The sequence below is a fragment of the Streptomyces sp. NPDC020747 genome, from assembly GCF_044334695.1.
Lineage (GTDB): Bacteria > Actinomycetota > Actinomycetes > Streptomycetales > Streptomycetaceae > Streptomyces.
Genome location: NZ_JBIRTJ010000029.1, coordinates 13,385 through 26,510, shown reverse-complemented (window position 1 = coordinate 26,510; position 13,126 = coordinate 13,385). Strand labels below are relative to the sequence as shown.

The following is a 13,126-nucleotide window of genomic DNA, read 5'->3' as shown; positions in this document are numbered from 1 at the left end:
CACCCTGGTCGATGTTTGTTACATGACAACCAGGTCTTCGCTATCGACAACTTCCGGCTCAACAGCTCCACTTGAGAGCCATGAGACGGAATACGCGGCTACCCGCCGCGCTCCTGGCCGTCCTGCTGACGGCGGCACTCTCCACGGCCTGCGGATCCGACGACAACGATGGCAAGGGCGCGTCCTCCTCCGGCGGTTCCTCGCCCGACAAGGTCACCTACATCACCGGCTTCGGCACCTTCGGACGCGAGGCGTACGCCTATGTCGCCCAGGACAAGGGCTACTTCAGCGACGCGGGCGTCTCGGTCACCATCCAGCCGGGGCAGGGCAGCGCGATCAGCCTGGCCGCGCTGGCCGGCGGGCGGGCGCAGTTCGCGCCCGTCGACCTCAGCAGCACGATCATGCAGGTCGGCGGCGGCAAGGTGTCCGGTGTGACGGCGGTCGCGGCCGTCCACCAGACCACGGACGCCGCCGTGATGGCGCTGGCCGACAGCGGCATCACCAAGCCCGCGGACCTGGAAGGCAAGAAGATCGCGGACCCGGCCGGGTCGGTCATCGGGGCCCTCTTCCCGGCGTACGCGAAGCTCGCCGGATTCGACGCCGACAAGGTCGACTTCGTCAACCTCGAACCCCAGCAGCTCGGGGTCAACCTCGCGGCCGGCAAGGTCGACGCGGTCGGCCAGTACCGGGTGGGCCGCCCCAACATCGAGAACGCCGTCAAGGGCAAAGAGGTCGTGGTCCTGCCGTTCGGCAAGTTCCTGACCGAGAGCTACGGCTCGGCCGTCACGACCACCACGAAGATCGCCGAGGAGGACCCCGACCTGGTCAGACGCTTCACATCGGCGCTGCTCAAGGGCATGCGCTACGCGATCGACCACCCGGAGGAAGCGGCTGCGGTGCTGGCGAAGAAGTACCCGACGGTCAACGAGAAGGCCGCCGCCGCGGAGATCGAGCTGCTCGGCGAGGCGGTACGGCCCAAGGAGGACGGGGCGCCGATCGGCACGATGGACCGGGACCGGGTTGCCGGGGCGATCAAGGCGCTGGTGGACGCCGGAGCGGTCAAGTCCGGTGTGACGCCCGAGCAGTTGGTCTCCTTCGATCTGGTGCCGAAGCCCTGAAGTGCTCAGGCGGGTGATGGAGTTCGGCTGGCCCGCGCTCGGGCTGGCCGCCGCGATCGGCACCTGGGCACTCGCCGTGGCCGTGTTCGACGTACCGGAGATCATCCTGCCGTCACCGGCCGACGTGCTGGACGCCTTCCTCCGCGTGCCCGGTTATCTGCTGGGCGAGGCGGTCACCACGCTCGTCGTCATCGTGCTGGGTTTCGCGCTGGCCGTGGCGGCGGGGCTGGTGATCGGGGTGGCGATCGCGGCGTCGCGGATCGTGGAGCTGATGTTCTCGCCGCTCCTGGTGGCGTTCAACGCGGTGCCCAAGGTGGCGCTGGCCCCGCTGCTGGTGGTGTGGATGGGGTTCGGGCAGCAGCCGAAGGTCGTCATGGCACTGCTCGTCTGCTTCTTCCCCGTCGTGCTGTCGGTCGCGGGCGGGCTCACCTCGACACCGGTCGAACTCGTCGAGCTGGCACGGTCGTTGCGCGCCTCTCGCACCCAGACGTTCCTCAGGTTCCGCTTCCCGAGCGCGCTGCCGCAGATCTTCGTCGGACTGAAGGTCGCCATGCCGCTGTCGGCCGTCGGCGCGGTCATCGGCGAGTTCAGCGCGGGCGACGAAGGGCTCGGCTTCGTCGTCGTGCAGTCCGGGGCGAACTCCGACACCGCGCTGGCGTTCGCCGCGATCGCCCTGCTCGGCGTGATGAGCGTGGCGCTGTTCTACGCGCTGGTGCTCGCGGAGCGGACGCTGCTGCCGTGGGTGAGGGAGACGACGTCGCAGCGGTAGGCGTAGCGATGGACGCAGCCCGGGCCGGCCCCGCGTGGGGAGCGCGCCGACCCGGGCGTACGGTCACCCGCCGGTGACGGTGGCGGTCCCGATGACGGCTGGGCTCAACTGCTGGAGACCGTCAGGTTGTTGGTGGTGAAGTCCAGGCCGCCGGACGACGAGGTGATCTCGAAGCCGAACTGCACGTCTCCGATGGTCTCGTTGCCCATCCAGCCCTTGGTGTCCTTGATCCACTTGAGGATCGGCAGGACGTTGACGGTCCCGGAGTTCGAGTCCGAGGTGCGCAGGAACGAGAAGACCTCGTTGGCGCCGTTGTTGCCCTTGTAGACGGTCCAGGTGTGGCCGCCGAGGGTGACGTTGCCCTGGGAGGTGCCGAGCGGACCGACGGCTCCGTTGTAGTTGACCCAGAGCATGATCTCGTAGTCGTAGTCGGTGTCCCAGATGTCGTACGAGGTGTTGTACGCGCCCGAGGACGGGACGGTGACGTTGTAGCTGCTGCTGAGCGAACCGAGCGAGGTGATCGTCTTGTTGACCACCTTCTTCGAGTTCGGGTACGACTTGATGCCGCCGGTGTTGGGGTGGTTGGCCCAGACACCCCAGTTGGTACCGGAGTTGGCCCAGACGCACTGGCTGCCGGCGCCGGAGCCCCAGATGTTGTTGTAGAGCGTGTAGCCGTTGAGGCTGGTGTTGCCCCACTGGTCGCAGGAGTTCCAGACGGCCGCCGAGGCGGGCGCGGAGGCGAGGCCGATGGTGGCGCCGAGCGCGAGCGCGGGGGCCAGGAGTGCTTTGGTGATCCGGGTCAGCGTGCGTGTTGCCATGGTGTCCCTTCCATGGGTGGGGGGATGTGGGGATGGTCGTTCTGCTGTGGATCTACCGCGGCCCCAGGGTGAGGACGCGGTCTTCTCCGGCTCGCAGGTGGAGCGGTCGCGCTCCGGAGGAAGTCCTGAGGTCGACGCGGTGGGTCCGGGTGGGCCGTACCACCGCGCGGGCGCCCGCCGGGCTCCAGCTGAGGTCGACCTCGGCGCCGAACCCCGTGCGTACGCCCCGGAGTTCGCCCTCCGGGAACGCGGCGGGCAGGGCTGGCAGGAGGACCAGCCGGTCGGGGGTCGACTGGATCAGCGTCTCGATGATCACGGCGGGGAGGGTGTGGGCGGCGTCCGCGTTGTAGACGTCGCGGCGGGGATAGTGCGCGCTCATGAGGGAGGCGTGGAAGAAGTCGCCCCCCAGCACCTGGCCGAGCGCGTGCGCGACCCGTTCGCCGTCGCGCAGCCGGGCCGCGACCAGCGCGTGGTGCAGATGCCCGTGCGCGGAGTCGTTCTCGGCGCCCCTCAGTTCCAGCGCCCGGTGCGCGGCGGCCGCGAGCTCCGGGGTGTCGTACGGGTTGATCTCGTCGAGCGGCCACATGCCGTACAGATGGCTGAGGTGCCGGTGGTCGTACGTGTCGTCGAGGCCGGGCCACGCCCACTCGGCGAGCGCTCCGTCGTCGTTGACGCGGTGCGGGGGCAGCCTTTCGGCGAGCGCGCGCCAGCGGTCGGCGTCAGGGCCCTGGTGGTACGCGGCCGCCGTGAGCAGGGCGTGCCGGGCCGCCGAGAGGTCCATGGCGGCGTTGATCGCGCCCCAACTCCCGTTCGCCGGGCGGTTCTCGGGTGAGTAGGAGGGGACGACGACGAGTTGGCCGTGTTCGTCGGTCCGGGTGAGGAAGTCCTCGTAGAACAGGGCGAGTTCGGCGAGTGCCGCCTTCAGCCGGGGGTCGTGCTCGCCGCGTGCCTCGTCATGGTCGACGAGCGGTTTGAGCAGCCAGTCGGCGCCCGCCGTCCACAGGTGCAGGGGGTATTCGCGGCTGAAGTGGTACGTGTACCCCGACTCGCCGTCCGTGTGCGGTGGGGCGACGATGCCTCGGGCGCCGAAGACCGCTCGGGCGTTGTCCCGCCAATGTGGCAACTGGCCGTGGATCAGGGCCGCGTGGGCCTCGACGACCTCGGGCAGCGCGCCCGCGACGGCCGACGCGGGCTGCAGGTTGAGGTTGGCGTCCGTGGTGAACGCCCCGGACCACGCCGTGTCCCAGTCGCCGGTCCACAGCCCCGTGAGCCTCGGCGGCAGCATCCCGGCGGCGGACAGCAGGTGGTATCGGCCGGCCGCGAAGAGCCGTTCGAGCAGGGCGGGGCTCTTGGGCCGCTTGAGCAACTCCGAGCCGGGGAGGGCACGTTCGGTGCCGTCGGCGTCCAGAGTGAGGGAGACGCGGGTGTACGCGGTGCGATGGAGGTCCAGATGACGCTCCAGGAGGCTGCCGTACGGCTCCTCGCCGCAGTCGTCCGGCAACAGCTCGCGCAGAGCCTGTGCCTCCGCCACCGTGTCCAGTTCCTCGGTGTGCCGCCGCACCCGGGTGAGCAGCAGGACCGACTCGGCCCCGGCCACGCGGACGCCGGGCGGGGTCAGCGTCGTACGGCCGCCGGTGACCACCGCCAGCGTCACTCCGGTGTACGCGCGGTCGCTGCCGGGATAGCGGGCGCTCAGGGTGAGCACGGCGCCCTCGGGCGTGAGGATCACCCCGTCACTGACCCTCAGCCCCTCGGGGGCGCCGGGAAGCCGGTGGTCCAGCGCGATGTCGGCGGTGAGGCCGGGAGAGGTCACATGCTGGACGATCACGTCGTCCGCGCGTGAGACGAAGACGCGGCTGCGCCGGCCCGTGCAGGCCGATTCGACGACGCCCGTGGTGAAGTCGACCGAGCGGCGGTAACCGCGCTCACCCTCGCCGGGCCGCCGCAGCCGCACCTGGAAGGCGGGATGGAAGGGCTGCACCCACTGCAGCGGACGCCCGTCGGTGAACTCCTCGGCCGCGGTCAGCTCCCCGGCGAGCAACCGGTCCTGGAGCGTGGCGAGTTGGTCCGCCAGGCCCGGGGGTCTGGCGTGCTCGCCGCCGTTGGGGCGGACGAGGGTGTGGTGCGTGACGATGACACGGTCGTCGTTCGGATCGCCGAACACCATGGCGCCGTGACGGCCGTTGCCGCTGAGGAAGGCGTCCTCCCAGCGGGCGGCCGGGCGCGGCTCCCAGGTGCCGTGCGGCGAGGGCGACGGTGAGGGTGAGGGCGATGTGTCGGCGCTCATGGTGAGAGCACCGCCGCTCCGAGGCGCGCCAACTCCAATGATCCCGAGACCTGTTGACCGGTGAGCAGGTCCCGATACGTCGTCCCCGGTACCTGCACGGTGACCGCCTCGCGCCCGTGGTTGAGCACGAAGAGCAGGTCTCCCCGGCGGACGGCCTCGACCTGCGGGGGCAGCCCGTCGAGCACGGGCCGCACGCCCGCGCCGGAGGCCATGCCCGCCAACAGCTCCTGCAGCGCGCCGGGTTCGGGCAGCGTGGAGACGTACCAGGCACGCTCCTTGCGCAACACCGCCGGGAGGCCGTCGAGTTCGCCGCCCTTGTAGCGGGCTTCCACGACCGCGTCCTCCTCGGCCTCGATCTCCTCGGACCACAACGTGCCCCGGAATCCGTCGCATTCGGCGGTCTCCCGCGCGTCCAGCGGCCACCACTCGTGCAGGGTGCGGATGCCGAAGAGCTTCCGCAGCCGCTCGTCCATGCCGCCGGGCCGTACCCGGTCGTCCTCGTCGGCGACACCGGTGAGGAAGCCGCTGATGAGGGTGCCGCCGCCTCGTACGTACGCGACGAGGTTGTCGATCGCCTCGTCGGTGAGCAGGTAGAGCTGCGGCACGACGACCAGCCGGTACGCGGACAGGTCGTGCTCCGGGTGGGCGAAGTCCGTGGTGAAGTGGGCCTCCCACAGGGCGCGGTGCCAGGCGCGCACGACCTGCGGATGGTCGACCTCGGAGGAGAGACGGCCCTCCTGCGCACCGGCCCACCAGGCGTTCCATTCGTGGAGGATCGCGACGTCCGACGTCGAGTGACTACCCGTCACCTCTGGGCTGATCCGGGCTAGTTCGGCGCCGAGGTGCTTGACCTCCTGGTAGGTGCGGCCCTGCTCCCCCGCATGACTGACCATTCCGGAGTGGAACTTCTCCGCGCCCTGGCGGGACTGCCGCCACTGGAAGTAGCAGACGGCGTCGGCGCCCCGGGCGACGGCCTGGAGGGACCACAGGCGGTTGAGGCCGCGCGGCTTGGGGTGGTTGACGCCCCGCCAGTTCACGGGCCCGGCGGCCTGCTCCATCAGCATCCACGGTCCGCGGGCCTGGGAGCGGGTCATGTCCTGGATGAGCGCGCCGTTCTGGGCGCCGAAGGGGTCGCGTGGGTCGGGATAGATGTCGACGGAGACGACGTCCTCCTCCCCCGCCCACCTCCAGGCATCCTGGCCGACCCACATCGGCATGAAGTTGGTGGTCACCGGGAGGTGCGGGGAGTACCGGCGGACGATGTCGCGCTCGGCGACGTAACACTCCAGCAGCATGTCGGAGGTGTAGCGCTTGAAGTCCAGCACCTGGGTGGGGTTCTTCATGTAGTGGGCGTGCCGCGGCGGCAGAACCTCGTCCCAGTCGCCGTAGCCCTGGCTCCAGAAGGCCGTTCCCCAGGCGGTGTTGAGGGCGTCGAGCGTGCCGTACCTGTCCCGGAGCCAGCGGCGGAACGTGACGGCGGCCTCGTCGCCCCAGTCGTAGGTGCAGTACTCGTTGTTGATGTGCCACATCGTGAGCGCGGAATGACTGCCGTAGCGGGCTGCCAGGTCCTCGGTGATGGCTGCCGCGTAGCGGCGGTAGGTGGCGCTGGAGTGCGAGAAGTGCTGGCGGCCGCCCCACCACTCGGTGCGGCCGTCCTCGTCGCGGGGCAGGGTGTCCGGGTGGAGGCGGCCCATCCAGGGTGGGGGCGAGGTGGTGGGCGTGGCGAGGACGACCCCGATGCCGTTCTCGTGCATGAGGTCCATCAGCCGGTCCAGCCAGCCGAACTCCCTTGCCCCCGGCCGGGGTTCGAGCTTCGCCCACGAGAAGACGCCGAGCGTGACGGAGTTGACGCCGGCCGCCTTCATCAGGCGTACGTCCTCGTGCCAGGTCTCCTCGGGCCACTGCTCGGGGTTGTAGTCGCCGCCGAAGAGGATGCGGCCGCGGGTGGCGTCGGCGAGGCCGGGGCGTGCGCGCCCTTCGCCGGCGGTCATCGGACGGGCTCCCCGTACTGGATGCCGCGCCCGTTGGTCGCCAGGTACACCCGGCCGTACACGCGCGGGTCGCCCACGATGACCTCGCCGGTCCAGCCCCACTGGTGGGCGTCGTCGTTGATCCGCGTCCAGGTCTTCGCCTCGTCGTCGGAGCGGTGGACGGCGGTGATGGTGTCCGTCGAGCCGACCTGGTAGATCGCGGGGTAGTCGGCGCCGTCGGCGGCCTTGCCGAACCCGAGGGTGTACGAGGCCCAGCAGCTGGCCACCTTCGAGAAGCTCGCGCCGCCGTCAGTGGACCGGTAGAGCCCGTTCCACTTCACGGAGAGCCACAGGTCACCGCTCCTTCCGGGCGCTGCGACGAGCTTGAACTGGGCGTCCCCCGAGGGCAGTCCGCCCGCACGGGCCGTGAACGAACGGCCACTGTCAGTGCTGGCGAGTAGCGTTCCTGTGTCGGTGTCGTATGCGTAGAAGAGCGTCGGGTCGGCCGGGTCGGCGACCGGCGTGGCGCCCTTCGGGAAGGAGGAGATCTCGGACCAGGTCGTGCCGTTGTCGGTGGACCGGTGGGCTGCGTACTTCGTGCCGTCCCAGTGCACGAAGGACCACAGCAGCGCGCTGCCGTCGGCGTTGGTGGCGATCGGCCCCGGTGCGTCCTTGGCGATGTCGGGCTGGGCCTCGAAGGGCGCCCAGGTCTGCCCGCCGTCGTTCGAGTAGGCACCGTTGCCGTTGTCGCCCCAGCCCGCCCGGACCACGTACGACGGCCTGGCCGCGGCCTGCGCGAGTCCCGTCGCCGACCCGGACACGGGGTTCGCCGCCATGCCGCGCGTCGGCGACACCGTGAGCCGCTCGTGGTACATGACGCCGATGTCCCCGAGTCCGCTGATCAGGTGCGCCTCCCCGACCGGGGGCGAGATCAGCCGGCGCACGGCCGTCTCCTCCAGGCCCCGGATCTGCGGCGCCCAGCGCTTCAGATCACGGGTGCAGTAGAGGGTCGCCCCGGTCCCGTACACGATGTGCTTCGAGTCGTACGGGTCCACGGCGAGCGCCTGGATCCACCAGCCGAACTTCGGCTTGTCTTCGCCCCACTTGAGGAAAGGAGTCTCGGACACGTCGAACACAGCAGCGTCCTTGAGGGACGTCCAGGTACGGCCGCCGTTCGTGGTGCGGTAGACGGTGTCGACGTCGGCCCAGCGGTTGTTGGTGGAGACGGCGAGGGTGCCCGGGTGGCGGGCGTCCACGGCGACTCCGCCGTAGCCGAAGGTGTCGGCGGACCCGTCATCCGTCGTACCGCCGGGCTTCACCGGGGTCACGTCGGTCCACCTGCCGGTCGCGGTGCGCAGTTTGTGCACGCTGCCGTCGGACTGGCCGTTGGGTCCGGGCGCGTTGGCGTAGGTCACGTACAGCTCGCGGGTGTGCGTGTCGTACGCGGCACGGATCGGCACCTTGGCAGCGGTACCGGACGGCTGCCCGGGCACGGCCTCCCATGCCGTCCCGTCGACCGTGCGGTACAGGTTCACCGTGCCCGAGGTGCCGTCGCCGTCACCCCAGCCGGCGTAGACGGCCCGCCCGACGGCGACGAGGAACACGACGCCCTGCCCGGAGGCGCTCGGCTGCGCCGGAAAGCCGCCCGCCGCTGCCCAAGTGGCCCCGCGGTCGGTGGACTTCAGCAACCCGTCGTGCCGCGTCCCCAGCCACAGGGTGTCGCTGTCCCGCGGGTCGACCAGCAGCCGCTCCCCCGCTCCCCGCCCGTCCTCGTTGGCCCCGAGTTTCACGTCGAGATCGGTCCGGCTCCAGGTCGCGCCCCGGTCCTCGGACCGCAGCACCGCGCCGTTGCCGGCCCACGACTGCGCGTACGTACCGAGGGCGAGGTAGACGCGGCCGGGATGCGCGGGGTCGACGGCGATCGCCTCGACGCCGAGCAGGTTCCAGTCGTCCCACCCGAGGTGGTCGGTGAGCGGGGTCCAACGGGAGGCGCGGTCGTCCCAGCGGTAGGCGCCGCCGATGTCGGTACGGGCGTAGGCGAGACCACGTACGGAGGGGTGGAACAGCACGCCGGTGACGAATCCGGTCCCGCCGATGACGACGTTGCGCCACCGGTAGGCGGGCCCGTCCGTCTCCGGGGCGGCCGCCGCCGCTGGGCTGACGGTCGCCCCGGAGACAGCGGTGACGGCCACGGTGGCAGCGGTCCCGGCAAGGACGGCGCGTCTGCTCAGGCGGGGCGTGCGCATGACATACCTCGTTCCAAGAATGGGGGAACTACGAAAGGAGGAGCGGACGAGCGTCCCTCAAGGGGCGCGGGGCTGTGGAATTCTGCGGCTCCGCCGCGTGGGCGCGATCAGCCACAACCGACCCGCAGCCGACAAACAACCCAACAGTTCCAAGCCAAGCCAGAAGGGGGACGCAAGTCACCCCTTGACCGCGCCGGTGAGCATGCCCTTCTTGAAGTGCTTCTGGACGAAGGGCGAGAGGAACGCGACCGGCAGCAGGGCCAGCACCATGACCGCCATCTGGACGGCGAGCGCGGAGAGCTGGCCCGTCTTGATGGCCTGGCTCATACCGACCGGAGGCTCTTGCTTCTGGACGAGCTGGATCATGACGTTCTGCAGCGGCATCATTTCCTGGTCGCTCAGGTAGATCGACGCGTTGAACCAGGCGCTCCAGTAGCCGACGGCGTAGAACAGTGTGATCACCGCGACGACGGCACGGGAGAGCGGGAGCACGATCTGCCAGAGGATCCGCCAGTCCCCCGCCCCGTCGATCCGCGCGCTGTCGGTGAGCTCCGGCGAGATGCTCATGAAGAACGCCCGCAGGACCAGGATGTTGAAGACACTGATCGCGCTCGGCAGGATCAGCGCCAGGTACGTGTCCGTCAGCCCCAGGGACTGCACGAGCAGATACGTGGGGATGAGGCCGGCGCCGAAGAACATCGTCGCGAGCAGGATCATCAGGAACCAGCGGTGCCCGACGGACCCGATGCGGGAGAGCCCGTACGCGGAGAGGACGGACACCGTCATCGAGAACACCGTGCCGACGAGCGTGACGCCCAGGCTGACGACGGTGGCGCGGGTGACCTGGCCGCCGCTCAGCAGCTCCTGGTAGGCGATGAAGGTGATGCCCTTGGGGATCACCACCAGGCCGCCGGCCTCACTGATGTCCTGCTTCGAGGACAGGCTGGTGACGACGACGATCCACAGCGGGAACAGGACGGCGAAGCAGGCGATGGCCAGGACGAGGCCCTTGCTCGCGAGCCCCGCCTTGTTGGGCTCCTCCTCCCAGACGGGCCGCGGCGGTGCGGCCCAGCGTCCGGAAGCCTTCGAGCCGGGGGCCTTCGGCCGTTCCTCGGTGACAGCGCTCACTTCTTGTACACCCCCTGCTCGCCCATGAGATGGGCGACCTTGTTCGCGGCGAGGACGAGGCCGAGACTGACCACACCCTTGATCAGGCCCGCCGCCGCCGCGTAACTGAAGTCCTGGTTGCGGACGCCGTTCCACCACACGAAGGTGTCGAGGACCTCCGCCGCGCCCGGCCCCACCGCGTCGCGCTGCAGCAGGATCTGCTCGAAGCCGACCGTGAGCGCGTCACCGACCCGCAGCACCAGGAGCAGGGCGATCACCGGCCGCAGCGCGGGCAGCGTGACGTGCCACATCCGGCGCCACCGGCCGGCCCCGTCCATCGCCGAGGCCTCGTACAGGTCGGGACTTACGGAGGCCAGCGCCGCGAGGAAGACGATGATTCCCCAGCCGGCGTCCTTCCAGACGCCCTCCGCCGTCACCAGGAACTTGAAGATCCCCGGGTCGGTCATGAGGTCGAAGCCCTCGTAGCCGTGCTGTCGCAGGGTCTGCGCGATGATGCCGGCGCCGCCGAAGATCTGCTGGAAGACGGTGATGACCAGCACCCAGGAGAAGAAGTGCGGGAGGTAGAGGATCGCCTGCGACACCGCCCGCACCCGTGGCCTGATCACGCTGTTGATGAGCAGCGCGAGCACGATCGGGATCGGGAAGAAGAGCAGCAGTTGGAGGGAGAACAGGACGAAGGTGTTCTGGACGGCGTCCCAGAACGCCGAGTCCTCGAAGATCCGCGAGAACTGCTCGAAGCCGACCCAGGGGCTGTGGAAGATGGCGACGAAGCCGTTGTCGCTGATGTACGGGTCGTACTCCTGGAAGGCGACGACGTTGCCCAGGATCGGTATGTAGTTGAAGACCAGGACCAGCAGGACGGCCGGCAGGGTCATCAGGATCAGCGTGCGGTCCCGCTTGAGGCGGGTCCTGAGGGTGCCGCCGTTCGCGGCCTTCCTGAGGGCCTTCTTCTCGGCTCTGGAGACCCCGGGGGGCTTCGCGGGCTTGGCGGCCCTGCTGGATCCGCCCTCTCCGGCGGAGGGTTCGGCGGTGTCGTCCGTCGTCGACGGCGCGGTGCGCGCGGCGGCGCCCGGAGTGGTGCTGTGTGCCACCTCGTCACCCCTGCGCGGAGCCGCTGTCGTCCAGCAGCTTCTTGTACCAGTCCCGCAGCTTGTCGCCGCCCTGGCTCTTCCACTCCGACACCGCCTGCTGCATGTCGCTGACCTTCTTGCGGCCGCGGACGACGCTGTCCTCCAGGTCCTCGAAGTCGTTGGAGAGGCTGGTGTAGCGGGCCGGTTCGGTGACCTGGAGCCCGTAGAAGGAGGACTTCTTGGTGAAGGCGCCCATCCGCTGCTGCCACTCCACCTGTTCCTTCGCGATGTCCGGGAAGTCGGGGTGCGCGATGGTCGAGGCGGGGCTCGCCAGCATGACGAAGGCGTTCAGGACCTCCTGGTTGCCCTTGTCGTTCTTGGTGGGAACGCCGTCCTTGACCGTGTAGTGCGTGCCCTCCACCCCGTAGTTGGTGAGCATGTACTCCTTGGTGCCGTACGGGGCGGCAGTGACGTTCGCGGCGGCCAGCACGTCGTGGATCACGGCCTTGGACGCCTTCTTGTTGATGAAGGCGAAGATGCCCGCAGGCGATGCGGCCCACAGCTGGGGGTCGCCCCCGTCATGGCCGAAGATGTCCATGCCGGCGATGCGGAAGTCCTTGTTCTGGGTGGCCTGTTCGGCCATCTTGCCCCACCAGTCCGTGATGTTCTGGTTGTACATCATGACCTGGCCGTCGGTGAAACGCTGCCCCGCGTTGCCCTGGTTCGCCGCCCTGGCGTCGGGGTGGACGACGCCCGCCGCGTACAGCTTGCGCGTCCACTCGAGCGATTCGAGGTACTCGTCGGTCTCGACCCGGTAGATCAGCTTGCCGTCGACGAGGTTCCAGCCGAGCGACTTCTCGCTTCCGGACAGCACGCCGAAGAAATTGAAGGCGCTCCACTTCATGTCGTCGCAGGCCCACACCTTCGCCTTGGCGTTGGTGATCTCCTTGGCGAGGGTCAGGAACTCGTCGGCGGTCGTGGGGAGTTCGTACCCCTCCTTGTCGAAGACGTCCTTGCGGTAGAAGGGCACGATGCCCACGACGGTGGGGGCGGGCTGGGGCAGGCCGCGCAGCTTGCCGCCGAAGATGGAGTACTGCCAGGCGTCGGTCGGGATGGCCGCGAGGTTCGGGTACTCCTTGACCTTGTCGCCCGACAGGTACGGGCCGAGGTCCGCCATCTTGCTGATGATGGCGCTGGGTATCTTGCCGCCCATGTTCCAGCTGGGGATCACCACGACGTCCGGCATGTCACTGGAGGCGAGAACCGCGCCCAGCTTCTCGTCGTACGTGTTGCCGTCCTGGTTCTGCCAGACGACGTCGGCGCCGATCGTCGTGTTCATCGTCGAGTAGTAGGGATTGCCGCCCTTCGGCGGTGAGCCCCAGAACGGCGACATGATCTTGATGGTGCTGCCCTTGCCGAGCTTCCGCGGCACCGAGGTCTTGAGGTCACCCAGGACGAGCTTGCTGGTGAAACCGACGGAGGAGCCGTTCTTCGACGCGATGTCCGGCGTCACCACGTTCTGCGCCACGAAGGCAGGGAGGATCTTCCGCGCGTCCTTGCCCGAGGTCGTGCCGTCCTTGGAGCCGCCGCCGGACCCGCCGCACGCGGCGAGAAGCGGCATCCCGCCGGCCACCGCGGCGGCAGCGACCGCCGTGGAGCCGAGGAAACTTCTCCGACTGGGAGCGGAAGTGGCGGAGTTCGGCGTCATTGCGTCAACCCT

The 13,126-nt window shown here is 69.5% G+C and carries 9 protein-coding genes; 2 read left to right on the top strand and 7 right to left on the bottom strand.

All coding sequences use genetic code 11. The annotated features are described in order from the left end of the window. Nucleotides 1–80 precede the first annotated feature (80 nt). On the top strand, nt 81–1,118 hold the full coding sequence (locus ACH4YP_RS45635) for an ABC transporter substrate-binding protein (RefSeq protein ID WP_398497326.1): 1,038 nt from the start codon (nt 81–83) through the stop codon (nt 1,116–1,118). 1 nt (nt 1,119) lies between these two features. Next, nucleotides 1,120–1,887 (top strand): ABC transporter permease, encoded by a 768-nt coding sequence (locus tag ACH4YP_RS45630; protein ID WP_398497324.1) that lies wholly within the window; start codon nt 1,120–1,122, stop codon nt 1,885–1,887. 104 nt (nt 1,888–1,991) lie between these two features. Here ACH4YP_RS45630 and ACH4YP_RS45625 read toward each other — a convergent pair whose 3' ends face one another. From ACH4YP_RS45625 to ACH4YP_RS45595, 7 genes are all read right to left on the bottom strand, one after another. Further along, entirely contained in the window at nt 1,992–2,705 is a 714-nt protein-coding gene (locus ACH4YP_RS45625) for a hypothetical protein (RefSeq protein WP_143640731.1), read from the bottom strand. A gap of 52 nt (nt 2,706–2,757) precedes the next feature. Beyond that, nucleotides 2,758–4,992 (bottom strand): glycosyl hydrolase family 95 catalytic domain-containing protein, encoded by a 2,235-nt coding sequence (locus ACH4YP_RS45620; protein WP_398497322.1) that lies wholly within the window; start codon nt 4,990–4,992, stop codon nt 2,758–2,760. Beyond that, nucleotides 4,989–6,983: a beta-galactosidase gene (locus ACH4YP_RS45615; RefSeq protein WP_398497320.1), complete on the bottom strand. Its 1,995-nt coding sequence runs from the start codon at nt 6,981–6,983 to the stop codon at nt 4,989–4,991. The genes ACH4YP_RS45620 and ACH4YP_RS45615 overlap by 4 nt, the downstream gene beginning before the upstream one ends. Continuing rightward, nucleotides 6,980–9,208 carry a 1,4-beta-glucanase gene (locus ACH4YP_RS45610; protein WP_398497319.1) on the bottom strand — a complete coding sequence of 743 codons (2,229 nt, stop codon included), beginning with the start codon at nt 9,206–9,208 and terminating at the stop codon, nt 6,980–6,982. The genes ACH4YP_RS45615 and ACH4YP_RS45610 overlap by 4 nt, the downstream gene beginning before the upstream one ends. 177 nt (nt 9,209–9,385) lie before the next feature. Continuing rightward, nucleotides 9,386–10,336, bottom strand: a complete 951-nt coding sequence (locus ACH4YP_RS45605; protein ID WP_361062343.1) for a carbohydrate ABC transporter permease — start codon at nt 10,334–10,336, stop codon at nt 9,386–9,388. Next, nucleotides 10,333–11,427 (bottom strand): ABC transporter permease, encoded by a 1,095-nt coding sequence (locus ACH4YP_RS45600; protein WP_398497317.1) that lies wholly within the window; start codon nt 11,425–11,427, stop codon nt 10,333–10,335. Before ACH4YP_RS45600 ends, ACH4YP_RS45605 begins: the two co-directional genes overlap by 4 nt. Before the next feature lie 4 nt (nt 11,428–11,431). Then, the gene (locus tag ACH4YP_RS45595; RefSeq protein WP_398497316.1) at nt 11,432–13,114 is read right to left on the bottom strand and encodes a Tat pathway signal sequence domain protein; all 1,683 of its coding nucleotides are present in this window, start codon (nt 13,112–13,114) and stop codon (nt 11,432–11,434) included. Between the last annotated feature and the right edge of the window lie 12 nt (nt 13,115–13,126).

Excerpts from the sequence above, each read along its gene's own strand:
- ACH4YP_RS45635 (WP_398497326.1), top strand. The coding sequence starts at position 81 with ATGAGACGGAATACGCGGCTACCCGCCGCGCTCCTGGCCGTCCTGCTG.
- ACH4YP_RS45625 (WP_143640731.1), bottom strand. The coding sequence starts at position 2,705 with ATGGCAACACGCACGCTGACCCGGATCACCAAAGCACTCCTGGCCCCC.
- ACH4YP_RS45620 (WP_398497322.1), bottom strand. The coding sequence starts at position 4,992 with ATGAGCGCCGACACATCGCCCTCACCCTCACCGTCGCCCTCGCCGCAC.
- ACH4YP_RS45615 (WP_398497320.1), bottom strand. The coding sequence starts at position 6,983 with ATGACCGCCGGCGAAGGGCGCGCACGCCCCGGCCTCGCCGACGCCACC.
- ACH4YP_RS45610 (WP_398497319.1), bottom strand. The coding sequence starts at position 9,208 with ATGCGCACGCCCCGCCTGAGCAGACGCGCCGTCCTTGCCGGGACCGCT.
- ACH4YP_RS45595 (WP_398497316.1), bottom strand. The coding sequence starts at position 13,114 with ATGACGCCGAACTCCGCCACTTCCGCTCCCAGTCGGAGAAGTTTCCTC.